The organism is Micromonospora sp. NPDC050784 (genome assembly GCF_044456765.1).
GTDB lineage: Bacteria > Actinomycetota > Actinomycetes > Mycobacteriales > Micromonosporaceae > Micromonospora > Micromonospora foliorum.
The window spans coordinates 159,748-183,100 of sequence record NZ_JBITGG010000003.1 but is presented as its reverse complement, the minus strand read 5'-3'; the positions used below and the strand labels follow the sequence as shown (position 1 = coordinate 183,100).

Below are 23,353 nucleotides of genomic sequence, written 5' to 3'. Positions count from 1 at the left end.
CCGACGGGTGCAGCCGGTCCGGCGTGTGTCGATCAGGTGTCCGCAAAGTGTCCTCCCGAGGGCCGAACGTCAGGCTGCGCCGGCGGGACGGCGGTCGGAGAGGGCGGTCACGCCGGGTGGGGGGAGACCGGCGGTGGAGGCGAGCAGCGCGCACCAGCCGAGCAGGTGTGGGGTCAGGTCGTCGTCGACCGGCGTCCAGGACGCGCGGATCTCGATGTCACCGATGGTCGGTGGCCCGGCAAGATCGCCGAACCGGGTCGACATGGTCTGCGTCACCGTCCCGCCGATCGCCCGGTAGCCGGCGTCCTGGGCGTCCAACGCATCGGTCAGCCACGTCCAGCCGACCCCGGGCAGCAGCGGGTCGGCGGCCAGGTCGACCTCCAACTCGGCGGTCACGTAGGTGACCAGCCGCAGGGTGCCCTGCCACGCCTCGTGCCCGACCGGGTTGTGCAGCAGGATCAGCCGGCCGGTCGCCACCTCGTCGTCGTCGCGCAGCACGGTCGCGGCGAGCGCGAACGCGTACGGGGCCAGCCGCTGGGGGGCGCCGACCTCCTCCAGGCTGATCTCCGGCCGGGGGGCGGCCGACCGCAGCCCGGCGACCGCGCGGGCGAACGTCTCCGGGAGCGCGATCGGGGGGGCCATGTCGGCAGCCTATGCCGACGCCCGCCCCCCGCTTCGACGGCGCGCCGACGCTCACCGAGGGGCCCCTGCTTCGACTCCGACGTAAGGAACGGTGCCCTTCCTCTCACCCCCACCCGGTTGGGGGCGGCGGGCGTGGCACGATTGCGGCGATGACCACGGACACCACGGGCACTGTCGCCCGAGACGGAGATTCCCGCCCCGGCGGACCGGCCGACTCGCCCTTCATCCGGGCCTGCCGACGTCGGCCCGTTCCGCACACCCCGGTCTGGTTCATGCGCCAGGCCGGCCGCTCCCTTCCGGAGTACCGGGAGATCCGGGCGAGCGTGCCGATGCTGGAGTCCTGCCGCCGCCCGGAGCTGGTCACCGAGATCACCCTCCAGCCGGTGCGCCGGCACGGCGTGGACGCCGCCATCCTGTTCAGCGACATCGTGGTGCCCGTCGCCGCGGCCGGGATCGACCTGGACATCGTGCCGGGCACCGGCCCGGTCGTCGCCGAGCCGATCCGCACCGCCGCCGACGTGGAACGGATCCGCCGGATCACCCGCGACGACGTCCCGTACGTGGACGAGGCCGTCCGGCAGCTGGTGGTCGAGCTGGGTGACACCCCGCTGATCGGTTTCGCCGGTGCGCCGTTCACCCTCGCGAGCTACCTGGTCGAGGGCGGGCCGTCGCGCACCCACGCGAAGACCAAGGCCCTGATGTACGGCGACCCGGAGCTTTGGCACGCGCTCTGCGCCCGGCTGGCCGAGGTGACGCTGGCCTTCCTGCGGGTCCAGATCGACGCCGGCGTCTCCGCCGTGCAGCTGTTCGACTCGTGGGCCGGCGCGCTCTCCGAGGCCGACTACCGCCGTTTCGTGTTGCCGCACTCGACCACCGTGCTGAGCGGGCTGGTTGACGCCGGGGTGCCCCGGATCCACTTCGGGGTGGGCACAGGTGAGCTGCTCGGCGCGATGGGCGAGGCCGGGGCGGACGTGGTCGGCGTCGACTGGCGTACGCCGCTGGACGTGGCCACCGGCCGGATCGGCGCGGACAAGGCGGTGCAGGGCAACCTGGACCCGTGCGTGCTGCTCGCGCCGTGGCCGGTCGTCGAGGCCGAGGTGCGCCGCATCCTGGAGCAGGGCCGGGCGGCCCCCGGGCACGTGTTCAACCTCGGCCACGGGGTGCTGCCGGAGACCGACCCGGAGGTCCTGACCCGGGTGGTCGCGCTGGTGCACGAGCTGTCCAGCCGCCGGGCCGACCAGGGCTGACCGGTGACGCGGCAGCCCTGGCGGGTGGCGGTGGTCGGCGGCGGGATCGCCGGGCTGGCCGCCGCGGTCCGCCTGCGCGACCGCGCTCCGGCCGGCACCGAGATCACGGTGTACGAGCAGTCCGGCGCGCTGGGCGGAAAGTTGCGCACCGGGGAGCTGGCTGGTCAGCCGGTGGAGTTCGGCGCGGAGTCGTTCCTGATGCGCGACCCGACCGGCGCCGAGAGCGCGGCGGTGGCGTTGGCCCGCCGGCTCGGGCTGGCCGAGAAGATCGTGCACCCCACGGTGGGGCAGGCCGCGCTGGTCATCGACGGGGGGCTGCGCCCCATCCCGGGCGGCACCCTGGTGGGCGTACCCGGGGATCTGGACCGGGTGACCTCGGTGGCCCGCCCGGCCGCGGACGCCGACACCGACGGCGGTCGGCCGCTGGTCGGGCCGGACGCGGACGTCTCGGTGGGTGCGCTGGTCCGGTCCCGCTTCGGCGACGAGGTGGTCGAGCGGCTGGTCGACCCGATGCTGGGCGGCGTGTACGCGGGCCGCGCCGACGATCTCTCCCTGGTCACGACGATGCCGGCGCTGGCCCGCGCGGCCCGGGTGGAGCACACCCTGGTCGGCGCGGTCCGGGCCGCGCAGGCCGCCGCGCCGCGTGCGCCCGGCGCCCCGGTCTTCGGCACCCTGGCCGGTGGGCTGAGCACCCTGGTCGAGGCGGCGGTGACGGCCAGCGGCGCGACGGTACGGCGGGACGCCGCAGTCCGTGAGTTGACACCGACCGGCACCGGTTGGCGGCTCACCGTCGGCCCGACCCGCGACCCCGAGTTGGTCGACGTGGACGCCGTGGTGCTTGCGGTGCCGGCGCGCCCGGCGGCGCGGCTGCTCGCCGGCCCCGCGCCATCGGTGGCGGCGGGCGTCGGCGCGCTGGACTACGCGAGCGTCGCCCTGGTCACCATGGCGTTGCCGCAACCGCGACTGCCCGAGCTGTCCGGCTTCCTGGTGCCGAGCACCGAGGGTCTGCTGATCAAGGCGGCGACCTTCTTCACCACCAAGTGGGGGCACCTGCGCCGGCCGGACGGGTTGGCCCTGGTGCGCGCCTCGGTGGGCCGGTACGGCGAGGAGGCGCACCTGCAGCGCCCCGACGCGGACCTGGCCGCCACCGTGCACCGCGAGCTGTCCGCGGTGCTCGGCACCCCGCTGCCCACCCCGGTCGACGGGCACGTGCAGCGGTGGGGCGGTGCGCTGCCGCAGTACGCGCCGGGGCACGCCGACCGGCTCGCCGCCGCACGGACGGCGTTGCGGGCCGCACACCCCACCCTCGTCCTCGCCGGCGCCGGCTACGACGGAGTCGGCATCCCGGTCTGCGTCCGCTCCGGCGAGACGGCGGCCGAAGAGATCATCACAGCACTGGGAGGATCGGCGACATGACCGAGCAGACAAACGCGGCCCGGTTGCGGGAGCTGAACGACAGCATCCGCTACACCATGTGGTCGGTGTTCCGGGCCAGCTCACCGCTGCCGTCGCTGCGGGACAACGTCACCAGCGAGGTCGAGTCGCTCTTCGACGAGCTGGCCGGCAAGGACGTCGTGGTCCGGGGCGTGTACGACGTCTCCGGGCTGCGCGCCGACGCGGACGTGATGATCTGGTGGCACTCCGCGTCGCCCGACGCGCTCCAGGACGCGTACCTGCGGTTCCGCCGCACCACGCTGGGCCGGGCGCTGACCCCGGTCTGGTCGCAGATGGCGCTGCACCGGCCGGCGGAGTTCAACAAGAGCCACATCCCGGCGTTCCTGGCCGGCGAGGAGGCCCGCCCCTACATCTGCGTGTACCCGTTCGTCCGCTCCTACGAGTGGTACCTGCTGCCCGACGTCGAGCGGCGCGAGATGCTGGCCGAGCACGGGAAGATGGCCCGCGGCTACCCGGACGTACGGGCCAACACGGTCGCCTCGTTCGCGCTCGGCGACTACGAGTGGATGCTCGCCTTCGAGGCCGACGAACTGCACCGGATCGTCGACCTGATGCGGGACCTACGCGCCTCCAGCGCCCGCCGGCACGTCCGCGAAGAGGTCCCGTTCTACACCGGCCGCCGCCGCTCGGTAGCCGAGATCGTCAACTGCCTGGTGTAACCCCACCCCGCCCCCGCCCCGCCCCTCGCCCCGCCGATCTTGCAGTTTCTGTCCCGGGCGAAAAGTGCATAAGCCGCGATCGGGCGACTGAAAGTGCAAGATCGCGGCAAGGGTGCGGGGAGGAGTGCGGGAGGAGGGGCGGGCGCGGGTCAGAGGGGGCGGAGCATGACCTGTTCGCCATCGGGCGTCAGGCTGTCAGGCTCGTCGCTCAGAGTGAAGCCGGCGCGGTGGTAGAGCGCCTTCGCCCGCGCATTGTCGACCCTGACGTTTAGCCTGAGTTGGCTGGCGCCGCGCTCGCGGGCCCACTGCGCGACCTCGTCCACCAAACGGTCCGCGACACCCTTGCCGCGGGCGTCGGGGTGCACCCACATCGAGATCAGGTCCATCGTCAACGGGTCCGCCGTGGGTGTGCCACTCGACATCCCGACCGGACGCCCGTCAAGGACGGCCACCAGGTTGTGTGAGCCGGGGATGCTCAGCCGGTCGCGCCAGCGTTGTTCGCGGTCGCCGTCGCCCTGCCAGTCGGCGAGCCGGGAGCCGAACGCTCCCGGCGCCTCGGTGAGGGCGGCCAGCCGCAGTTCGCGCCAGGTGGGCCAGTCATCGGGGGTGAGCACCCTGATCTCGATCATGAGGGGATGGTGCCCGGACGGACCGCCGGGCACCACCGCATTTCCCACCGGCCGGGGGGGGGCCCCCCCCCCCCGGGGGGGGCGGGCGGGGGGGGCGCGGGGGGGGGGGGGGGGGGCCCCCGCCCCCCCCCCCCCCCCCACCCCCCCGGCCGGCCCCCCCCCCCCCCCGGGGGGGCGCCCCCGGACGGGGATCAACTGGTCGTCGTACAGGAGACCAGCGGAACCGGGTTGCTGCCGTTCCACGAGCCGAGGAAACCGAACGTGGTGCTCGCTCCGGCGGCGAGGGTGCCGTTGTGGTTGGCGTTACGGGCGGTGACCAGCGTGCCGTTGGTGCTGACCGTCGCGTTCCACGAGGAGGTGACCTGCTGGCCGCCGTTGTAGTTCCAGCTCACCGACCAGCCACGGGTGGGTGAGCCACCGGCGGTCACCTTCACCTCGGCCTGGAAGCCACCGGACCACTGACCGGTGACCTGGTACGTCGCCGTGCAGGCACCGGCCGGCGGCGGGGTCGTCGGCGGCGGCGTGCTGGGTGGGGGAGTGGTGGGCGGCGGGGTCGTCGGCGGCGGGGTCGTCGGCGGGGGAGTGGTGGGCGGGGTGGTCGACCCGCCGCCGAAGTCGACGTCGCTGCACAGGTAGTACGACTGGTCCAGGTGGCTGGCCTGCCAGACGGTGTAGACGATGTGCCGCCCGGTGCGTCCGGGCGCGCTGACCGGGATCTGGATCGAGACGCCACCGGTGTCCGGGTCCCACTGCGAGGCCGGGGTGTTGCCGATCTGGCCCGCCAACTCCAGGTTGCCCCAGCCGAGCGGTTGGGTGGCGGAGTTGAAGCCCTGCTTGGTCACGTACACCCGGATGTAGTCGGCGCCGTGACTGGCCTGGTCGAAGAACCGGAGCCGGAAGTTGTTCGACACCGCTGTGGTCTTCCAGGCCCCGACGGTGTCCAGCGCGTTGTAGCGGGGGCTCTGCGTGCGCCCACCACTGCACAGTTGGCCGTCGGGGACGGCGGCCTGGTGGTTGCCGCCCACGCCCTCGCGGAACAGGCCGTTCCAGTTCCACATGGCGGCCGGGTCGGCCTGCCAGGCCTGCCAGCACATCGGGTCCTCGGTGGCCATCCGGGGGTTCTGGAAGTCGCCGCCCCACCGTTGCCAGCAGCTGTAGTTGCGCGACGCCGGGTCAACGACCGAACCATGCGCCGAGGCGGGCCTGGCCAGGATGGTGGTCAGCGCGGTCGTCAACAGGAGCGTGGTGGCCGCCACGATGGCGAACAACCAGAGCACGCGTCGTGATCGGGTGAGAGTGGACATGGAGCCCCCGGGGGATGAGGTCGGACGTCGACACCCGGATCGCCGGGAGTTGCCCACTCCCGGGCCTAATCGCTGGCTCCCGCGATGGCTCTACCCGGCACCATGCCAGTCTGATCGTCAGACGTCAATGGGTTCGCGCCGCATCGGCGTGTGCGGGATGCCGTCCTCGACGTACTCGGGGCCGCTGACCGCGAAGCCGTGCCGGGTGTAGAACGCGACCAGGTGCGACTGGGCGTCCAGCACGCAGGCCCGATTGCCCACCACCTCCAGCGCCGTCGTCATCAGCCGGCCGGCGTGTCCGCCGCCGCGCGCGGCCGGGGCCACCACCACCCGACCGATCCGGGCGACGCCGTCAGGGTCGGCCAGAATCCGCAGGTACGCCAGCGGCGCGCCGCCGTCGGTGAGCCAGAGGTGCCGGGTGCCCGGCTCGACGTCGCGACCGTCGAGCTCCGGGTACGGGCAGTTCTGCTCCACCACGAACACGTCGATGCGCAGCTTGAGCAGGTCGTGGAAGGTGCGGGCGTTCAGGTCGGCGAAGGACGCCGTCCGGAGTTCGGTGATCTGCTGGGGCATCCACCGATGGTAGGTCCGGCGGGTTCACCGGGGTTCCGCCCGGTCGGCTGCGAGATAGGTGGCGGCCACGGCGGTGAGCAGCAGGACGCCGCCGACGATCACCGGCAGGGGGAGCGGTTCGTGCAGCAGCGCCACCGCCAGCGCCGCGGCGGTGAGCGGTTCGAGCAGGGTCAGCACGGCCGCGACGCTGCCCGGGGTGGTGCGCAGCCCGGCGTAGAACAGCGCGTACGCGACCGCAGTGGTGACCACGCCGAGGTGCAGCAGCAACGCCACGGTGTCCGGGCGTAGCGGGAGGCCGACCCCGGCGACCAGGGCGAACGGCGCCAGGGTCAGCGCGCCGACCACGGTGGAGATGGTGGTCAGCGTCATCGGCGCGGTGTGCTGCGACACCTGGCGGCTGATCAGGGTGGTCACCGCGTACCCGAGGCCGGAGCCGGCCGCCGCGAGCAGGCCGAGGAGCGGGGCGGGCGCCGCCGCGCCGGGGCTCTCGGTGGCGCTGGTGATCAGGACGAGGCCGGCCACCGCCGCGACCAGCGTGCCGAGTCGCAGTCGGCCGGGGAGCCGGCGGACCTGCACCGACTCCCAGGCCGCGGCGAGCACCGGGGCGAGGCCCAGGCTGACGATGGTGGCCACGCTGACGCCGGCCCAGGCCACGGCGGCGAAGTAGAGCGCCTGGTAGAGGCCGAGGCCGACGCCGGTGAGCAGCAGCGGTACGGGCGCGGCGCGCAGGGTGGCCAGCATCGTGCGGAGCCGACCGGCGGTGCACGCCAGCAGCACGAGCGCGGCGATGGCGAGGCGGTGGAAGCCGATGCTCACCGGGCTGAGCCCGGTGCCCTCGCGCAGGAGTTGCACCGCCACTCCGGTGGTGCCCCACAGCACGCCGGTGACGGTGATCTGGATGAGGCCGCTACGGGCGGCGTGGCGGGCGGCCGAGGCGGCCGGCAGTGCGGTGCGGGTCGTGGACACGGGGGCGCTCCGAAGGGTGAGCCGTTGACGGGGACGACGTCGACGGAGCGCGTACGACAGGATGGCCGAGCGGGGTCAGGTCACCCGGTCGGCGAGAGGCGCGGCGCTCCGCTCAGGAGCGCGGCGGGGGCAGGACGCCCAGGAATGGCCGCATGGCGACGACCGTACCCCAGCTTGGCGGTCCGGCTGGCCCGCGGCCGGGCTGGTGCGGTCAGGCCGGGCGGGCGCCGACTGCGTCGCGGATCTCGGCGCCCACCGCGCCCTCGACGGCGCGGGCACAGTGTGCGCAGCAGAAGAAGCGACCGTTGACCTCGACGCCGTGCCCGACGATCTTGACCTGGCAGTGTTCGCAGATCGGTGCCATCCGGTGGATCGCGCACTCGAACGAGTCGAAGGTGTGCACGTCGCCGCTGACGGTGTGCACCTCGAACGCCATCCAGTAGTCGTTGCCGCAGACCTCGCAGGTTGCCACCGAAAACCTCCGTTAAGTGGACAAGTGCCTACAGAATCCCGCAGGGAGCCGCGGCGTGGGGCGGAACGCCGGCGCCTGGCCACGCCAGCGGCGTGTCGGCGTCGGCGTGTTGCCCGTTATGCCGGGTGTACCGCCGCAACCCCCGGAGGATCACCGTGATCAAGCGCAACAGACTCTTCGGCAACCAGACCCGGGTCACCTTCTGCCTGCCCCGGGACGTCCCGCCCGGCCCGGTGAGCGTCGTCGGCTCCTTCAATGGCTGGCAGCCGGGTCGGCACGAGTTGGTGGCCCGCCGCGACGGCACCAGGACGGTGACCGTGAAGCTGCCGCCGGGGGAGCACCGGTTCCGTTACCTCGGCGCCGGCGGCGTCTGGTTGGACGACGAGTCGGCCGACCAGGTCGACGACCGGGGCAGCCTGCTCCGGCTCTGAGAAGAAAGCCGCCTGCTCCGGCTCTGAGAAGAAAACTGCCGCCATCGATGGATTTATCGATGGGAGTCTTTACTGTTAACAATGTTTAAATTACCTTGGGGGGCACCCACCGGACCTGGAGAAGGAGCTGTCCCGATGCGTCGAAGAATCACCGTCCCGCTGGTGGCGGCGGGTGCCGTCGCCGCCACCCTCACCGTCGCAGCCCCCGCGCAGGCGCATGGCTACGTCTCCGCCCCACCGAGCCGGCAGGCGCTCTGCGCGCAGGGCCGGGTGCCCGACTGCGGGCAGATCAAGTACGAGCCGCAGAGCGTCGAGGGGCCCAAGGGCCTGCGCAGTTGCAACGCCGGAATCGCCCAGTTCGCCGTCCTCAATGACGACAGTCGGGGCTGGCCGGCCACCTCGGTGGGCAGCTCGCTGACCTTCACCTGGGTGAACACCGCCCGGCACGCCACCAGCAACTGGGAGTACTGGATCGGCAACACCCGGGTCGGCGTGGTCAACGGCAACGGCCAGCAGCCGGGCGCCACGGTGTCGCACAACGTCAATCTGGGCGGCTTCTCCGGCCGGCAGAAGATCCTCGCGGTGTGGAACATCTCCGACACGGCGAACGCCTTCTACTCCTGCATCGACGTGCAGATCGGCGGCGGAGGGTCGAACCCCACCCCCACCACCTCACCCACCCCGCGGCCCACCCCGACCAGCACGCCGACCACTCCGCCCGCGCCGGGCGGCACGTGGACGACGGGCCGGGCGTACCAGGTCGGCGACCAGGTCACCTACGGCGGAGCGACGTACCGCTGCCGGCAGGCGCACACCGCCATCCCGGGCTGGGAGCCGCCGAACGTACCGGCGCTCTGGCTCCAGGTCTGACCGCACGGGTGCGGCCCCTGGTCGCACCCGTGTCGCCGCCCTCGCACGAACGGAGCAACCGGCATGCCCCGCCGTACCCCGCTGGCGTCCCTCGTTGCCGCACTGCTGCTCACCGGAGCCTGCGCCGGACCGCCCACGGCGAGCCCGTCGGCCCTGCCGCAGCCAACCCCCGCGTCCCCGGCCGGCTCGGCGGCGGCCGGGTCCGCGGGGGCCGGTTCGGCGGGCGTCGGGTCCTCGATCGAGGCGGACGCGATGAGCGGGATCGACGTGGTGTTCCTGAGCACCATGGTCGGGCACAGCGAACGCACCCTGCAGATCGTCCGGCTGGCCCGGGACCGGGTGCGCGACGACGCGCTGCGCACCCTGGCCGCCGCCATCGAGGCGACCGAGGCCGACGAGCTGGCCGCGATGCGCGGGTGGTTGCCCACCGCCGGGCCGGGTGCCAGCGCGGCCGCACACCACCACAACGGGCACGGCGACGACGCCGCGCTCGACCGGCTGCGGACCGCGCCGGACGCGGACGTCGACCGGGTGTTGCGCGAGGTGCTCGCCGACCACCAGCGATCGGCCGCCGACCTGGCCCGATCCCACGTCGGGGTCGGCCGCAACGAGCGGGTCCGCGACCTGGCCCGGCGCATCGAGCAGTCCCGGGCCGCCGAGGTCGAGCTGCTCAGGGGTACGCCCTGAGCGCGGTGACGCCGTAGGTGCGGTCACGCCCTGAGCGCGGGTTACGCCCCGAGTGCCCGGGTCAGCGGGGTTCCAGCTTGATGGAGACCGAGTTGACGCAGTGCCGGGTGTCCTTCGGGGTGAAGCCCTCGCCGTGGAAGACGTGCCCGAGGTGACTGTCGCAGCGGGCGCAGCGGATCTCCGTACGGGCCATGCCGAGGCTGCGGTCCTCGATCTCCTTGACCCGGCCCGGGATGGCGTCGTCGAAGCTCGGCCACCCGCAGTGCGAGTCGAACTTCGTGTCGCTGGAGAAGAGTTCGAGACCGCAGGCGCGACAGTGGTAGACCCCCTGGGTCTTGGTGTCCACGTACTCGCCGGTCCACGGGCGTTCGGTGCCGGCCTCCCGCAGGACGTGGAACTCCTCCGGGCTCAGGCGGACACGCCACTCGTCCTCGGTCTTGGGCAGGTTGTTGTCGTCAAGACTCACCCGTCAACGGTACGTCGAACGTCGGGGTCGTGGCATAAGGTCGCGGGATGGGTGGCACCAAGGCTGCGGCCGCCGAGGTAGAGGTGGCCGGGCACACCGTCCGACTGAGCAGTCCGGATCGAGTGATCTTCCCGCAGCGGGGGTTCACCAAGGCGGACGTCTTCCACTACTACCTGGCCGTCGGCGACGGGATCATGCGCGCCCTGCGGGACCGGCCGACCACCCTGCAACGCTTCCCCGAGGGCGTCGAGGGCGAGGCGTTCTTCCAGAAGCGGGTGCCCACCCGGGGGGTGCCTCCCTGGGTGACGACCGCGCAGATCACCTTCCCGAGCGGTCGCAACGCGGCGGAGCTCTGCCCGGCCGACCTGGCGCACGTGGCCTGGGCGGCGCAGATGGGCACCATCGTCTTCCACCCGTGGCCGGTGCGGGCCGCCGACGCCGACAGCCCCGACGAGCTGCGCATCGACCTCGACCCGCAGCCCGGCACCGACTTCGCCGACGCGGCGCGGGCCGCCGGCGAGGTCCGCGCGGTCCTCGACGAGCTGGGGGCGACCGGCTGGCCGAAGACCTCCGGCGGCCGGGGCGTGCACGTCTACCTGCGCATCCAACCCCGCTGGACGTTCACCGAGGTGCGCCGGGCCACCATCGCGCTGGCCCGGGAGGTGGAGCGCCGCAACCCCGACCTGGTCACCACCGCCTGGTGGAAGGAGGAGCGCGGCACCCGAGTCTTCGTCGACTTCAACCAGATGGCGCGCGACCGCACGATCGCCTGCGCGTACTCGCTGCGGGCCAACGCGCGGGCCACCGTCTCGACCCCGGTCACCTGGGATGAGCTACCCGACGTCGACCCGGACGACTTCGACCTGCGCACCGTGCCGGCGCGGCTCGCCGAGCGCGGTGATCCGCACGCCGGCATCGACGACGCGCCGTGGGACATCACCCCGCTGCTGGAGTGGGCCGAGCGCGACGCCGCCGCCGGTCAGGGCGACCTGCCGTACCCCCCGGACCACCCGAAGATGCCCGGCGAACCCAAGCGGGTGCAGCCCAGCCGCGCCAAGCGCCCTCCCGAGGAGGAGAGCGCCTGAGGTAGTGCGGTGGCCGAGCTGTGTGCGGTGGCCGAGCTGTGTGCGGTGGCCGAGCATCACAGGCATGACCCTGGGTCCACCGCCGTGCCGATGATCGCGAACAGCATCCGGCGGAACACGTCGACCTCGGCCTGGCTGAAGCCGGCCATCGCGTTCCGCTCCGCCTCCTCGCTGGCGCGGGCGACCTGCGCCCGTACCTCCTCGCCGACGGCCGTGATCGCCGGAATGCGCAACCGGCGGTCGCGGGGGTCGGAGTGGCGTACCACGAGGTTCTTCTGTTCGAGTCGATCGAGTTGGGTCATGAGCGTGGTCTTGTCGAGCCCGAGCGCTCTGGCCAGCTCGACCTGGGTCAGCCCGGGTGTCTTGTCGAGGGCGCTCAACACGATGTAGTCCCGCAGCTGGAGGCCGTGCCTCTCGGCCTGTTCGCCGGTCACCACGTGCATCCGTTGCGCGGCGCGGTGCAACAGCCAGGTGATCTCGGAGTCGAGTGACGGCGCCGGTCCAGTGGTCATCGCGATGCACCCTCAAGGAGCGGGATTCCCTCGTAGGCGCGCTGGTCGTGGGCGGGGACGACCTGCATCAGCTCGGTCAACGCGGCCGATCGCAGGAGGCCCTGTCGCACCTGTTCGGCGTCGCTGTCGGCGAGGGTCCGTAGCAGCCAGGGGCGTTCCACTCTCCGCTGGACGCCGTCGAGTTGCCAGGTCAGGTCACCGATGAACGCGTAGCGCTGCCCCGCTGGGAGGGTCACGAACGCGACAACGGATCCCGTCGTGTGGCCACCGGCCAGCGCCAGCACCAGTGACCCGTCGCCGTGGACGTCGAAGCTCGCGGAGAAGCCGAGGTACGCGGGACCGTCGAAGGAGTATTCGCGGATCTCGTGGCCGGGCGAGACGGCCCGGAAGACCTTGCCGTCACCGGCGCTGGCGGCGTACTCGAGCTCGCCCCTGTTCATCCAGACCGGGAGCTCGAGGGAGTCCAGGCCGCTCGCGTGGTCCCAGTGCGAGTGCGTCAGGAACACTCCGCCGAGCCTGGTGCGGTCGTAACCACTGTCGTCGAGCTGCTCGCGCACCGTCCGGGTGGTCTGGAAGGGGGCGCGGGCGAACCGCGGCTGCATGGCGACATGCGCGGCGACGTTGGCTCCGAAGCCGGCATCGATGAGGAAGTCGCCGTTCGGGTGCCGCACGAGGATGGCCGTGGCGGCGAACTGCCGCTTGTCGCGGAACAAGCCGCCCCGGACGGCAAAAGCCGCCCGGGTCTCGTAGCTGCCCGTGGGCAGTTGGTAGATCGCCACCTCGGGCGGCGGCGTCGCTTCGGGAAGGGCGTCCGTCCACGGCTCGGGGGCAGGAAGGTATCTCACGGCGCGATCGTACGACCTCAGATCATCTGGTGCCAGACGATTTTTCCTCAGCGCCTCCGACTGTCGTACAGCAGCGGCTGGCGGCGGTGCAGTTGGCGGTCGTGCGGGAGTTGGACGGTCGCGGCACCGCAGTAGCGCAGGGTGCCTCCTCGACGACGGTGTGGTTGCGCCACCGCCTCCGGCAATCAGTCCCCGGTCCGTGCCGCAGGCCGACCGTGGGTGCGAGGCGACAGCTTCCGCTACCGCTGCGGCCCTACCGCGCGTACGGCGACGGCGGTTGACCGGGGCATCCGGTCAACCGCCGTGGAAACGCCGCTCGCTAGAGGCCGTAGACCGTCAGCTTCGTGCCGTCGGTGGCGTACACCCGGCCGTAGGTGACCACGAGCTGGTCGGTCGTGCCGGTGAACGCCGGTGCGTTCAGCGGGGCGCCGTCGACCGGGTTCAAGGCGTACACCCGGTTGCCCTTGGCCGTGACGTACAGGACGCCACCGGCGATGATCGCCCGCTGCTGCTCGCTTCCCGGAATGCTCTTACTCCAGATGATGGCGCCGGTGCTGCGGTTCAACGCGAACACGGTGCCCCCGGAGGAGGTGACGTAGAGCCGGCTCGGGGTGACCACCACGAACTTCGGGCTCAGGTTCGACGCGAGCCAGGTCAGGGCGCCGGTCGTCGCGTCGAGAACCTGCAGGCTGTGCCCCCACCCGACGTAGAACTTGGTCCCAGCCTCGTCCGTCGCGAGCGGCCGGTAGGCGCGATCCGCCACGGCGTTGATGGCGTCGCCGGTGTCGATGGGGACGGTGACGCTGGTCAGGGGACCGGCGTTCCCTACATTGCCGGAAAGGAGGATGCGACCGTTCGCCGAGACCGGCTGCTCCATACCCAGGTCCTGCCGCCACAGCAGTTGCCCGTCGGCCAGGCGGTAGGCGCGTGTGTCGTAGGAATAGCGGCCTTCGCCGGAGGCCACGATGACGCCCCGATCGACGAGGATCTGCCAGGCCACGCCGTCGTCGTCGATGTCCCGAACCAGCGCGCCGGTCGGGGCGTCGAGCACGAAGATCCGTGAGGAATCACCGCCGGGCCCGCCCCTGACGATCGCCGCGAAGACGAGCTGACCGGCCGTGTGGACGAGCTCCGTAGGCAGCGCGAACTGCTCGGGGTCCAGCTCGAAGCGCCACTTCTGTTCGCCGGTCACCTCGTCGGTGGCCGTGACACCGAGGCTGTCCCCTGTGTAGACCAGTCCGTCGGCGACGACCGGTGCGCGCTGACCGGTCCGCGCCGGGCTGCCGGTGTGCTTGAGCTTGAGGTTCGCGACGGTCGGAACCGTCACGCTCGTTTCGTTGGGATTGAACGCGCTGTTGCTCACCAGATAGCCGGACATGGACCACCAGCCCGTGCCGCCCGCCGCTGCCGGCGTCGCTGGGACAGCCACCGTCGCCGCGAGCACCGCGGCAGCGGTCAGCACCTTCACTGCGTGCCTCACTCGTACCTCCCCCGTTGGCGCGGCGTCGGAGAACGCCGCGCCCATGTCACTGCCTGATTGCGTCACCGCGAATGCGCCCCTGCTGCTCCGGGGCTGCCGTGCCGGTGATCCTATGGCTGCGACGACGTCCACGGTGGCCCCTTTGACGGCTGTCGGAGCCGGCCGCTGGCTCGATATCGGCCGTTGACGTTCTCGATACCCTGCAAAGGTTGGTCGGGGAGGGTCGCCGATGGTGAAGGACGTCACATCGATACGGGTTGTCGCCTATTTCCCGTGTCAGCTCTCGGCCGAGACCGGCTCCCGGCGGGCCTTGCCGCCACGATGGACGGTCACCGACGGCCTCGCCGACCTTGCCCTACAGCCCTACGGTCAACGGCTGCTCGACGAGCTGCTGGGCAGCATGCCACGGCCGACCATGGAGATCAGCGGTGGCCCGGAGATCCTGCGGACGGCCGGGGAGGAGGTCGAGGCAGCGCTGTTGCCCACCACGGATGCTGGCGCGTGGCAGGTCGTCTCCGCCCGGGTCAGCCTCTGGAATGTCGACTGCGGTCTGCTGTGCATCACCTACCAGCTCCCGGACGGCATCGTCAGCGGCGATGACGTGGTCGCCGAGGTTGCCCCGCCGGTTCAGCGGATGCTGCCCGCGGTGACCCGGTTCCTCCGCGCCACCCTGCCGGCGCCGTCCGGTGCGGACGAGGTGTTCGTGCTCTGGGCCAACACCACCTTCGCCGTCCGCGTGGACCCGGACTGCGATCCGGCCCGGCGGCGCGCCATCGCCGAGGAGTTGACCCCGGACGGCGTGGACTGCACGCCCGACGGCGCCCGGGACGGCGTGTTGCGGGTCGGCTCGCACACCACGGCGGTGGTCAGTGACTTCGGGTCCCGTCCGGCCCAGCTGTTGTCGCGGTTGACCGGGGTCCACCACGTCTGCTGGGCCGCGGCCCTGCGATACGACGCGGTGCTGTCGGCGGAGCTGTCCCAGATCGACCCCGGGCGCGCGGACGTCTCGATGAGCGCACTCGAAGAGCAGGCCAAACGGATCCTCACCGGTTATCACCGCATCCGCCTGTTCCGGCTCGGATACTCGTCCGTGGAGGCGCACCTCGACGCGGCCGGCGGCACGGTCTGGAACGCGCTGGAGCAGCAGTGGAAGTTCCGGCTCGTCCTCACCACGCTGGACGAGCGGCTCGACTTCGTCCGAACGTTGCACCAGCAACTGGTCGGCCGCCTCCAGGACCGCCGTTCCCGCCTGCTCAACGAACTGGTCCTGGCCTTCACCTTCCTCAACATCTTCGCCATCGTGCTCGCCGCGCTGACCTTCGTGGCACTACCGAGCCTCGACGTGGGGCTCCTGGCCTCGATGATCGGCGTGGTGATGCTGCTCGTGAACCTGAGCGCGTACCTCGCCTTTCGGCGCCGGATCAACGACCCGAGCCGGAACTCGGGCGTCGCACCCAGCGGTTAGCCTGCCGTCATGGCGAGTACCGAGCTGGATGAGTTGATCGTCGCGGACGCCGAGACCCTGCGCGCCTGGTTGGCGGCCAACCACGCCACGTCGCCCGGCGTCTGGCTCGCCCTGACCAGGAAGGGTGGCACGGTCACGACGCTGACCTGGCAGCAGGCGGTCGACGAGGCCCTGTGCGTCGGCTGGATCGACGGGCAGGCCCGTAAGCGGGACGAGGAGTCGTCCTGGATCCGGTTCACCCCGCGTCGGCCCCGCAGTTCGTGGTCGCAACGCAACGTCGCCAACGTGGCCCGGCTGGAGGAGCAGGGGCGGATGTTGCCGGCGGGACGCGCCGCGGTCGATGCCGCGAAGGCGGACGGGCGGTGGGTGGCCGCCTACGCCCCGCCGTCGGAGGCGGAGGTACCGGCCGACCTGCTCGCCGCCATCGCCGCCGAGCCCGCCGCCCAGGCCATGTTCGACGTTCTCACCAAGACCAACCGGTTCGCGCTCATCCACCGCCTCAACGCCGTGAAGCGGGCCGAGACCCGCGAGCGCAAGATCGGCGAATTCGTCGCCATGCTGGCCCGTCACGAGACGATCTACCCCCAGAAGGCGAGGCCGACGCCCGGCCCGACGTTGCCGTGAGCGGGAGTCGACGTACCGGCAACCGATTGACTTTCGATAGGTAACGAGCGAAACTCGATGCATGGTTGCGGAGCATCGAGCGGTAGCCGCTCTCAGAGTCTTTCTCGTGGTGCTGTTCGGGGTCCTGGTCCTGTTCCAGACCTTCTCCCTACCCGGGCAGTTCGCCCACATGGCCCAGGAATCGCCGCAGGACGCGTACCTCCGGTGGCCGGCCACCGTCGTGGCGGTGTTCTGGGTGCTGTGCGTCCAGGTCGTCATCGTCGCGACCTGGAAGTTGCTCAGCCTGGTGAAGAGCGACCGCATCTTCACCGAGGCTTCCCTGAAGTGGGTGGACGCGATCGTGTGGGCCATCGCCGCCGCGTGGGTCGTGCTCGTGGGTGTCTTCCTCTACGTGGGGTTCAACGCGGACGACCCGGGGCTGCCGCTGTTGCTGTTCCTGCTGACGGTGGGCGTCAGCGTGCTGGGCCTCCTCATGGTGGTGATGCGGGCGCTGCTGCGGCAGGCCACCACGCTGCGGACCGACATGGAAGCGGTGATCTGATGCCCATCGTCGTCCGCATCGACGTGGAGTTGGCCAAGCGCAAGATGAGCGTCGGTGAGTTCGCCGAGCGCGTTGGGCTCACCCCGGCCAACGTGGCGGTGCTGAAGAACGGCCGCGCCAAGGCGGTCCGGTTCAGCACCCTCGAAGCGATGTGCCGCGTGCTCGACTGTCAGCCCGGAGACCTGCTGGAGTGGGTCGAGGAGGAAACCCCGTGAAGTACATCCTGACCGTCGCCGCCGTTCTCGTGGTCGCGCTCGGCGTCGCCGGCATCGTGCTCGGGGAGGCCGACGACTCGCCGGGCCTCCAGCTCCTGGGCGTCGTGCTCGTGCTCGGCGCGGTGGCATTCGGCATCCGCACCCTTCGGGGCGGGAGTTAACCGCCCCGGCGCGCTGGCCGGCCTGAGCTGACCCTTCCCGTAGTAACGATCATGTAACGGGCGCGAACCTTTCCCGGTGGGTGGCCTGTCTTGATGGTCGTCGGCCCGCCAGGGCCAGGGGAGGCGTCGGATGAAGCTGGTGTGGAGGCGGGCCCGCGAGGCGCGAGGGTTGCTGGTCGCGGCGGTGATCGCTGCCCTCGTCGCCGTCGCGTTGGTCACCGGGCTGTCCGACTACAACCGTCGAGCGGTGGACGCCGGGCAGCGGGCCCTGGTCGCCGCCTCGCCCGCCGAGGAACGCGGCCTGCTGGTCAGCGGCTCCGGTGGGCGGGACGCCGCCGAGTTCGCAACCCGGGACAGGGCGGTCCGAGCGGAGTTCGCCACCGGGCTCGGCGGCGTCCCGGTCAGTGTCACCGCCGCCCGCTACGGCACCGGCCGCGAGCTGACCGGCGACCTCGGGCAGATTCCGCGTACGGCCGACGAACCGGTCTTCGCGAACCTGGCCACGCTCGCCGACCTCGCCAGCCACGCGGAGCTGACCAGCGGAGCCTGGCCCCGCCCCGGAGCGAACCCTGTCCAGGTGAGCCTGCCCGAGCGGGTCGCCGGCGCCCTGGGCCTGACCGTCGGCGAACGCGTGCCGGTGCGTGACCGGGCCACCGAACGACGCGGTGAGTTGGTGCTCGCCGGCACCTGGCGGCCCCGTGACCCGGCGGACGCGTACTGGCTGCTGGCTCCCGGCGTGGGGGCCGGCAGCATCGGGTCCGGCACCTCGTACGGGCCGTTCACGCTCGACCCGGCCGACTTCGCGGCCACCTTCCCGGGCTCGGTGTCGGCGTCCTGGCTGGCCCAACCGGACCTCGGTGGCGTGGACACCGCCGACCTGCCCGCCGTTCGGAAAGCCCTCACCGAGGCGGTCTCGGCCGTGCCCGAGGCCGCCCAACTGGGCAGCTCCGGGCAGACGGTGACCAAGATGCCGCAGTTGCTGGACCGGATCGCCCGCGCCGACCTGGTGGGTCGCTCGTCGCTGGCCACCCCGCTGCTGCTCATCCTGGTGCTCGCCGGGTACGCGCTGGTGTTGGTCGCCGCGCTGCTGCACGAGGACCGCCGCCCACAGACCGCGCTGCTGCGCGCCCGTGGCGCCGCCCGTCGGCAGTTGGCCGGCCTGGCCGCCCGTGAGGCGACCCTGGTGGTCGCCCCGGCCGCCGTGCTCGGTCCGCTGATCGCCGGTGAGGCGCTGCGGTACGTCCGACCCGGCGGGTCCGGTGACCTCACCGCCGCCGGCGGCAACACCACCCTGGTCTGGGCGGCGGCAGCGGCCACCGCGGCCGGCTGCCTCGTCGCCATGGTCCTTCCGACGCTGCGTGGCGCCGGGACGTACGTCGCCGACATGGCGGCCCGATCCCGACCGAACCGGTCGGCGAGCGTCCAACGCGCCAGCGTCGACCTGGTGCTCGTGGCGCTCGCCGTGCTCGCCTGGGTGCAGCTACGCCGGTACGCCTCCCCGCTGGCCGGCTCGGGCGGCCAGCTCGGGCTCGACCCGCTGCTGGTCGCCGCCCCCACGCTCGGCGTGCTGGCCGGTGCCGTGCTGGCGCTGCGGGTCCTCCCGCCGCTCACCCGGTTCGCGGAGCGGTTCGTCGACCGACGTCCCTGGACCGCCACCATGTTCGGCATGTGGCAGGCCGGCCGGCGTCCGCACGCCGGCCCGGTCCTGCTGCTCGCCCTCGCCGTCGGCGGCAGCACCCTGGCCTGGTCGCTGATCAGCACCGGCGAGCGGTCCCAGGTCGAGCAGGCCGGCCACACGGTCGGCGCCGACCTGCGGGTGACCGAACGGTCCGGGGGCGCCCCACCGACCCGGGCCGGTGAACTCGCCGCGCTGCCGAGCGTGAACCGTGTGCTGCCGGCGTGGCGGGACGAGATCCGGGTCGGGCGGGAGAACCTGCCGGCGACGGTGATCGGCGTCGACCCGGCCGGCGCCTCGGGCGTCGTCCGGCTCGCCGACCGCCTCAGCGACGGACCGGCGTGGGAGCAGTACCAAAGGATGGTCGGCGCGCGGGGGGAGCCCGCCGGCGTCGAACTGCCCGCCGGGGCGCGCGAGATCACCGGCACGATCCGTACCCCGGTGAGCAACGCCGCCCGCTCGCTGAAGGTCGCGGTGACGCTGCTGGTCACCACTCCCGACGGGCTCGCCCTGCGGCTGCCGGCGGCCGACGCCGACGCCGACGGGCGGGCCACCCCGTTCACCGTGCGACTGCCCGACCTGGGTGGGGCACGGCTGCGGCTGGCCGGCTTCGAGGCCGACGGTGGCTTGGCCGCTGGCAACTCCTACCGGCTCCAGGTGGACGGGCTGACGGTGGTCAAGGCCGACGGCACGAACCAACCAGCTGACTTGGGCGGCGACTGGGCCATGACGGCCCCCGGGCAGCAGTCCACACCGGTGCTGACCACCGCGACGGGGTTCGCCGCGGTCCGCGCGGTCGAGGTGATTCCCGGCGGCCAGTTCGCGTACCAGCCGTCCACCCGGTTCGCTGTCGTGCCGGGCGGAGACAGCAAGCCCATACCGGTGTTGATGACCCCCGGGGTCATCAACGCGCTGAGCCTGCGCGTCGGCGACACCGTCGACCTGACCCTCTCCGGGGCGACGCTGCCGGTGTATCTGGTCGGTGAGCTGGCCGCCGTGCCGGCCACCACCGGAGAGGGCGTCCTGCTGGACCTTCCGGCCGCGGTCGACGCGATGATCCGCCGCAGCGGCGCGGTGCGACAGGTGCCGGAATGGTGGGTCGGCGCCAGCGACACGAACGCCGCCGCACAGGCCGCCAGCGCACTTCCGGGTGTCACCGTGCTCAACCGGGAGGCGGCGATCGAGGCGGCCGCCGACGACCCGTACTGGCGCGGCTCGCGTACCGGAATGCTCGCCGCCGCGCTCGGCGCGGTGCTGCTCGCCCTCGTCGGCCTGATGGTGGACGTCTGGGCCACCGCCCGGCGACGGCTCGGCGAGTTCGCGGTCCTGCACACCCTGGGCGCCACGCCCCGGCTGATGGCCCGGGCGCTGCTGGCCGAACAGACGTTCCTCGCCGGCATCGGCGTGGGCGTCGGGCTGTTGCTCGGCACCGTGGTCGGCGCGACGATGGCCCCACTTGTCATCCTCACCCCGGCCGCCGGCCGGCCGACACCCCCGCCGGCGTTCGTGCTGCCCTGGGTGCCAATCGGCCTGACCGCGGCCGGTCTGCTGCTGGCGGCGCTCGCCTTCAGCGCTTTCATCGCCACCGGCATCCGTCAGCGGGTGGCGGCGGTGCAGCTGCGAATCGGGGGAGAACGATGAGCGTCGGCGCGGCCGTCCGGCGGGTCCGGGCGTACGGGGGGCAGTTCCTGCTGCTGGCGGTGCTGACCCTGGTGGTCACGCTGCTGATCAGTGGGGTGCCCCGGCTGGTCAACCGGCTCGCCGAACAGGGGCTGCGAGCGCAACTCAACAGCGAGCCCGCCGCCCGCCGGGACCTCTCGTACACCACCAGTCTGGCGGCGGCGACGTCGCGGCGGACGGCGATGGACGACGCCGCCGAACGGTTCGACGCCCTGGCCGCGGAGATGCCGCCGCCGGTGCGGTCGGCCGTGACCGAGCGGTGGTACAGCGTCGAGACCGCGGGGGCCCGCGTGGTCGGACCGGACCTGGCGGCCCGCAACCTGCTGGTCAACCTGGGCCTGCGGGCCATGCCCGACGTACAGGGCGCGAGCACCCTCGTCGAGGGGGCGTGGCCGAGCGAGACGTACGTTCCCGACCGACCGATCGAGGTGGCGCTCGACGTCGAGGTGGCCCGCAAGCTCAACCTGCGCGCCGGCAGCCAACTGCGCATCGGCAGTACCGACGACAAGGGCAGACTCGTCGACGACGGTGACCCGCTGGTGGTGGTCGGGCTGTTCCGCCCCGTCGACCGCGCCAACGGCATCTGGGACGGGCTGCCACAGCTGCTGCGGATCATCGAACCGCAGGGTGACGGTGATCCGTTCGTCATCGTCGGCGTCGTCGCGCAGTCGGCCCTCAACAAGCGGACCGCGGCAGGCTGGCCGATCCAGTCCACCTGGCGGTACCGACTGGGCGTCGACCGGATCGACGCACGCGAGCTGGACCGGCTGATCGACGGCCTGCAGGTGATGCAGCGCAAACAGCCGAAGGGGCTCACCCTGACCCAGGGCGTCGACGTTCCGCTGCGCGCGTTCGCCGCCCAGATCGATGCCGTCCGGACCCTGCTCGCGGTGATCGCGGCCGGCGTACTGGCCACCCTGGCGGGGCTCATCGTGCTCGCGGCCAGCCTCGCCACCCGACGGCGTCGCTCGGAGTTCGCGCTGCTGCGTGCCCGTGGGGGCGGGGCCACCGCCGGCGCCCGGCGTAGCCTCGCCGAGTCGGTGCTGGTGGTGCCGCTCGCCGCCGTGCTGGGCTGGTGGCTGGGCACCCTGTTCCCCGGTGCCCCGGATCCGACCACGCCGTACGTCATCGTGGCGACCGTGCTGGTCACGCTGGCGCTGCCGGTGGCGACGCTGGCCGTACCGACCGGCGGGGCGGCGCGCCGGGACCTGATTCGGGTGCGCCCGTCGGCCCGTCGGCTCACCGTCGAGGTGTCCCTGCTGCTCCTGGCCGGGCTCGCCGCGGTGCTGCTGCGCCGGCGTGGTCTGACTCTCGGCGAGGTGGACCCGCTGCTCGTGTCGGTGCCGGTGCTCCTCGCGGTCGCGGCGGCGGTGCTGGCGCTGCGGGCGTACCCCTGGCCGTTGTTGCTGGTCAGCCGGCTCGCCGCGCGGACCCGGGGCAGCGTGGCCTTCCTCGGCACGGCCCGCGCCGGCCGTGCGGCGGTCGCCGCCCCGCTGGTCGTGGTGGTGCTGGCGATCGGCACCGCGGCGTTCTGCGCGGTGGTGGCCGCGGGCGTCGACGCGAGCCGGGAACGGGCCGCCGCGCAGATCGTCCCCGCCGACGCGGTGATCCGCGGGGAGCGCTTCGCACCCGACACCGTCGACGAGGTGGGCCGCCTGCCGGGGGTCCGGGCCGCCACTCCCGTGCTGTACGAGGACGACGAGCGGTTGGCGTCCGACGAGGTCGGCACCGACGCCTTCATCGAACAGACGGACGTGCTGCTGGTCGACGGCTCGGAGTTGGCCACGGTGGCCCGCGAGTCCCAGGTGGACCTGCCGGTTCCGGCCGCCCTGCGCACCGCCCGGCCCGGCCCGGGTCCGCTGCCGGCGATCGTCTCGCCGGCGGTCGCCGCAGACCTGGCCAAGGCCGGGCTGGACGACTCCGCCTTCGTCGCGGTGCAGGGCCAGCGGTACGAGTTCCGGGTGGCCGGCACCGAGGAGGCTTTCCCGCTGCTGGCGGCGAACGCCAACCGGTTCGTGATCCTGCCCTGGCAGGCCCTGCCGACCCGTACCACCACACCCGTGCCGACCAGCCTGCTGGTCGCCGGGGACCCGCTGGACGCCGAGGCGCTGCGCATCGCCGGCGACCAGGGGCAGCTGCGTTACCAGCAGCAGGGTGCCGTGACCGGTCGGGAACGGCCGATCGGGGTCACCGTCGACACCCGGGCGGACGTCCGCCGGGATCTCGGCGAGGGCGGGGCGAACGGGGTGCTGGCCTTTGGGTTCGTTGCCGGAGCCGTCGGCGGCACCCTGCTCGGGCTGTTGGCCATCGCGTTCACCGTGCTCGCCGGCGCGCGCGCCCGAGGCCAGGTGCTGTCCCGGCTACGCACCCTCGGCCTGTCCCGCCGGCAGTGGCGAGGGCTGCTGCTGGTCGAGTTGACCCCGCTGGTCGCGGTGTCGGTGCTGACCGGCGCGCTGGTCGGTGCGGTGCTGCCCCTGCTGCTCAACCCGGTGCTCGGCCTGTCCGCGTTCACCAGTGGTGTGCCGGTCCGGGTGGCTTTCGAGCCCAGCCTGGTCGCCGCGGTGCTCGCGCTCGGGGCGGTCGCCCTCGGCTTCGCGGTCGCCGTCGAGGCCCTGAACAACCGCCGGTTGCGCCTCGGAGAGGTGCTTCGGCTCGGAGAGGAGAGCTGA

24 protein-coding genes are annotated in these 23,353 nt (G+C 72.6%); 14 read left to right on the top strand and 10 right to left on the bottom strand.

Translation table 11 applies throughout. The annotated features are described in order from the left end of the window. Positions 1–69 precede the first annotated feature (69 nt). A complete protein-coding gene (locus tag ACIBD9_RS05355; protein ID WP_396714757.1) occupies positions 70–642 on the bottom strand; it encodes a DUF3000 domain-containing protein in 573 nt (190 codons plus the stop codon). 149 nt (positions 643–791) lie between these two features. Here ACIBD9_RS05355 and hemE point away from each other — a divergent pair, with 149 nt between their 5' ends. Genes hemE through hemQ form a run of 3 tightly spaced genes read left to right on the top strand, consistent with a single transcriptional unit; the run spans position 792 to position 4,003 of the window. After that, positions 792–1,889, top strand: a complete 1,098-nt coding sequence (hemE, locus tag ACIBD9_RS05350; protein WP_396714755.1) for a uroporphyrinogen decarboxylase — start codon at positions 792–794, stop codon at positions 1,887–1,889. Between the two features lie 3 nt (positions 1,890–1,892). After that, complete coding sequence (hemG, locus tag ACIBD9_RS05345; protein WP_396714753.1) at positions 1,893–3,305, top strand: protoporphyrinogen oxidase; 1,413 nt, start codon at positions 1,893–1,895, stop codon at positions 3,303–3,305. Next, positions 3,302–4,003 carry a hydrogen peroxide-dependent heme synthase gene (gene hemQ, locus ACIBD9_RS05340; RefSeq protein WP_396714751.1) on the top strand — a complete coding sequence of 234 codons (702 nt, stop codon included), beginning with the start codon at positions 3,302–3,304 and terminating at the stop codon, positions 4,001–4,003. Before hemG ends, hemQ begins: the two co-directional genes overlap by 4 nt. A 149-nt stretch (positions 4,004–4,152) precedes the next feature. Here the strand turns inward: hemQ and ACIBD9_RS05335 are convergent, their stop codons facing one another. The 5 genes from ACIBD9_RS05335 to ACIBD9_RS05315 all read right to left on the bottom strand — a co-directional run bounded on the left by ACIBD9_RS05335 (position 4,153) and on the right by ACIBD9_RS05315 (position 7,947). Beyond that, positions 4,153–4,632 carry a GNAT family N-acetyltransferase gene (locus tag ACIBD9_RS05335; RefSeq protein ID WP_396714749.1) on the bottom strand — a complete coding sequence of 160 codons (480 nt, stop codon included), beginning with the start codon at positions 4,630–4,632 and terminating at the stop codon, positions 4,153–4,155. Positions 4,633–4,823: 191 nt separating this feature from the next. Next, entirely contained in the window at positions 4,824–5,936 is a 1,113-nt protein-coding gene (locus ACIBD9_RS05330) for a lytic polysaccharide monooxygenase (protein ID WP_396714747.1), read from the bottom strand. Between the two features lie 117 nt (positions 5,937–6,053). Continuing rightward, the gene (locus ACIBD9_RS05325) at positions 6,054–6,509 is read right to left on the bottom strand and encodes a GNAT family N-acetyltransferase (protein ID WP_396714745.1); all 456 of its coding nucleotides are present in this window, start codon (positions 6,507–6,509) and stop codon (positions 6,054–6,056) included. Between the two features lie 24 nt (positions 6,510–6,533). Continuing rightward, positions 6,534–7,475, bottom strand: a complete 942-nt coding sequence (locus ACIBD9_RS05320) for a DMT family transporter (RefSeq protein ID WP_396714743.1) — start codon at positions 7,473–7,475, stop codon at positions 6,534–6,536. 211 nt (positions 7,476–7,686) lie between these two features. Further along, entirely contained in the window at positions 7,687–7,947 is a 261-nt protein-coding gene (locus tag ACIBD9_RS05315) for a Prokaryotic metallothionein (protein WP_124815255.1), read from the bottom strand. Between the two features lie 155 nt (positions 7,948–8,102). On the opposite strand from ACIBD9_RS05315, the gene ACIBD9_RS05310 reads away from it, so the two are divergent. From ACIBD9_RS05310 to ACIBD9_RS05300, 3 genes are all read left to right on the top strand, one after another. Beyond that, positions 8,103–8,378, top strand: a complete 276-nt coding sequence (locus ACIBD9_RS05310) for an isoamylase early set domain-containing protein (protein ID WP_387177039.1) — start codon at positions 8,103–8,105, stop codon at positions 8,376–8,378. 135 nt (positions 8,379–8,513) lie between these two features. Next, a complete protein-coding gene (locus tag ACIBD9_RS05305) occupies positions 8,514–9,248 on the top strand; it encodes a lytic polysaccharide monooxygenase (RefSeq protein ID WP_396714741.1) in 735 nt (244 codons plus the stop codon). A gap of 63 nt (positions 9,249–9,311) precedes the next feature. After that, positions 9,312–9,935: a DUF305 domain-containing protein gene (locus ACIBD9_RS05300; RefSeq protein WP_396714739.1), complete on the top strand. Its 624-nt coding sequence runs from the start codon at positions 9,312–9,314 to the stop codon at positions 9,933–9,935. A gap of 61 nt (positions 9,936–9,996) precedes the next feature. Here ACIBD9_RS05300 and msrB read toward each other — a convergent pair whose 3' ends face one another. Continuing rightward, the gene (gene msrB, locus ACIBD9_RS05295; RefSeq protein WP_396714737.1) at positions 9,997–10,401 is read right to left on the bottom strand and encodes a peptide-methionine (R)-S-oxide reductase MsrB; all 405 of its coding nucleotides are present in this window, start codon (positions 10,399–10,401) and stop codon (positions 9,997–9,999) included. A 47-nt stretch (positions 10,402–10,448) separates the two neighbouring features. On the opposite strand from msrB, the gene ligD reads away from it, so the two are divergent. Then, positions 10,449–11,486, top strand: coding sequence for a non-homologous end-joining DNA ligase (gene ligD / locus ACIBD9_RS05290; protein ID WP_396714735.1), 1,038 nt, complete (start codon positions 10,449–10,451; stop codon positions 11,484–11,486). 56 nt (positions 11,487–11,542) lie between these two features. Here ligD and ACIBD9_RS05285 read toward each other — a convergent pair whose 3' ends face one another. The 3 genes from ACIBD9_RS05285 to ACIBD9_RS05275 form a co-directional block, all read right to left on the bottom strand. Further along, positions 11,543–11,998 carry a MarR family winged helix-turn-helix transcriptional regulator gene (locus tag ACIBD9_RS05285; RefSeq protein ID WP_396714733.1) on the bottom strand — a complete coding sequence of 152 codons (456 nt, stop codon included), beginning with the start codon at positions 11,996–11,998 and terminating at the stop codon, positions 11,543–11,545. Continuing rightward, a complete protein-coding gene (locus ACIBD9_RS05280) occupies positions 11,995–12,843 on the bottom strand; it encodes an MBL fold metallo-hydrolase (protein WP_396714731.1) in 849 nt (282 codons plus the stop codon). The genes ACIBD9_RS05285 and ACIBD9_RS05280 overlap by 4 nt, the downstream gene beginning before the upstream one ends. Before the next feature lie 319 nt (positions 12,844–13,162). Continuing rightward, entirely contained in the window at positions 13,163–14,569 is a 1,407-nt protein-coding gene (locus ACIBD9_RS05275) for a PQQ-binding-like beta-propeller repeat protein (RefSeq protein ID WP_396714729.1), read from the bottom strand. On the opposite strand from ACIBD9_RS05275, the gene ACIBD9_RS05270 reads away from it, so the two are divergent. The 7 genes from ACIBD9_RS05270 (at position 14,553) to ACIBD9_RS05240 (ending at position 23,353) form a co-directional block, all read left to right on the top strand. Then, positions 14,553–15,788, top strand: a complete 1,236-nt coding sequence (locus ACIBD9_RS05270) for a hypothetical protein (RefSeq protein WP_396714727.1) — start codon at positions 14,553–14,555, stop codon at positions 15,786–15,788. The two genes, ACIBD9_RS05275 and ACIBD9_RS05270, sit on opposite strands and share 17 nt — an antisense overlap. 9 nt (positions 15,789–15,797) lie before the next feature. Continuing rightward, the gene (locus tag ACIBD9_RS05265; protein ID WP_396714725.1) at positions 15,798–16,412 is read left to right on the top strand and encodes a YdeI family protein; all 615 of its coding nucleotides are present in this window, start codon (positions 15,798–15,800) and stop codon (positions 16,410–16,412) included. A 106-nt stretch (positions 16,413–16,518) separates the two neighbouring features. Further along, on the top strand, positions 16,519–16,953 hold the full coding sequence (locus tag ACIBD9_RS05260; RefSeq protein WP_396714723.1) for a DUF2975 domain-containing protein: 435 nt from the start codon (positions 16,519–16,521) through the stop codon (positions 16,951–16,953). Then, on the top strand, positions 16,953–17,168 hold the full coding sequence (locus ACIBD9_RS05255; RefSeq protein WP_030336216.1) for a helix-turn-helix transcriptional regulator: 216 nt from the start codon (positions 16,953–16,955) through the stop codon (positions 17,166–17,168). Before ACIBD9_RS05260 ends, ACIBD9_RS05255 begins: the two co-directional genes overlap by 1 nt. Beyond that, the gene (locus ACIBD9_RS05250) at positions 17,165–17,329 is read left to right on the top strand and encodes a hypothetical protein (protein ID WP_238662172.1); all 165 of its coding nucleotides are present in this window, start codon (positions 17,165–17,167) and stop codon (positions 17,327–17,329) included. Before ACIBD9_RS05255 ends, ACIBD9_RS05250 begins: the two co-directional genes overlap by 4 nt. A 130-nt stretch (positions 17,330–17,459) precedes the next feature. Then, on the top strand, positions 17,460–20,645 hold the full coding sequence (locus tag ACIBD9_RS05245) for an FtsX-like permease family protein (protein ID WP_396714720.1): 3,186 nt from the start codon (positions 17,460–17,462) through the stop codon (positions 20,643–20,645). Then, entirely contained in the window at positions 20,642–23,353 is a 2,712-nt protein-coding gene (locus ACIBD9_RS05240; RefSeq protein WP_396714718.1) for an FtsX-like permease family protein, read from the top strand. The genes ACIBD9_RS05245 and ACIBD9_RS05240 overlap by 4 nt, the downstream gene beginning before the upstream one ends.

Excerpts from the sequence above, each read along its gene's own strand:
- ACIBD9_RS05355 (WP_396714757.1), bottom strand. The coding sequence starts at position 642 with ATGGCCCCCCCGATCGCGCTCCCGGAGACGTTCGCCCGCGCGGTCGCC.
- hemE (WP_396714755.1), top strand. The coding sequence starts at position 792 with ATGACCACGGACACCACGGGCACTGTCGCCCGAGACGGAGATTCCCGC.
- hemQ (WP_396714751.1), top strand. The coding sequence starts at position 3,302 with ATGACCGAGCAGACAAACGCGGCCCGGTTGCGGGAGCTGAACGACAGC.
- ACIBD9_RS05335 (WP_396714749.1), bottom strand. The coding sequence starts at position 4,632 with ATGATCGAGATCAGGGTGCTCACCCCCGATGACTGGCCCACCTGGCGC.
- ACIBD9_RS05330 (WP_396714747.1), bottom strand. The coding sequence starts at position 5,936 with ATGTCCACTCTCACCCGATCACGACGCGTGCTCTGGTTGTTCGCCATC.
- ACIBD9_RS05325 (WP_396714745.1), bottom strand. The coding sequence starts at position 6,509 with ATGCCCCAGCAGATCACCGAACTCCGGACGGCGTCCTTCGCCGACCTG.
- ACIBD9_RS05305 (WP_396714741.1), top strand. The coding sequence starts at position 8,514 with ATGCGTCGAAGAATCACCGTCCCGCTGGTGGCGGCGGGTGCCGTCGCC.
- ACIBD9_RS05300 (WP_396714739.1), top strand. The coding sequence starts at position 9,312 with ATGCCCCGCCGTACCCCGCTGGCGTCCCTCGTTGCCGCACTGCTGCTC.
- ligD (WP_396714735.1), top strand. The coding sequence starts at position 10,449 with ATGGGTGGCACCAAGGCTGCGGCCGCCGAGGTAGAGGTGGCCGGGCAC.
- ACIBD9_RS05285 (WP_396714733.1), bottom strand. The coding sequence starts at position 11,998 with ATGACCACTGGACCGGCGCCGTCACTCGACTCCGAGATCACCTGGCTG.
- ACIBD9_RS05270 (WP_396714727.1), top strand. The coding sequence starts at position 14,553 with ATGGTGAAGGACGTCACATCGATACGGGTTGTCGCCTATTTCCCGTGT.
- ACIBD9_RS05265 (WP_396714725.1), top strand. The coding sequence starts at position 15,798 with ATGGCGAGTACCGAGCTGGATGAGTTGATCGTCGCGGACGCCGAGACC.
- ACIBD9_RS05255 (WP_030336216.1), top strand. The coding sequence starts at position 16,953 with ATGCCCATCGTCGTCCGCATCGACGTGGAGTTGGCCAAGCGCAAGATG.
- ACIBD9_RS05245 (WP_396714720.1), top strand. The coding sequence starts at position 17,460 with ATGAAGCTGGTGTGGAGGCGGGCCCGCGAGGCGCGAGGGTTGCTGGTC.
- ACIBD9_RS05240 (WP_396714718.1), top strand. The coding sequence starts at position 20,642 with ATGAGCGTCGGCGCGGCCGTCCGGCGGGTCCGGGCGTACGGGGGGCAG.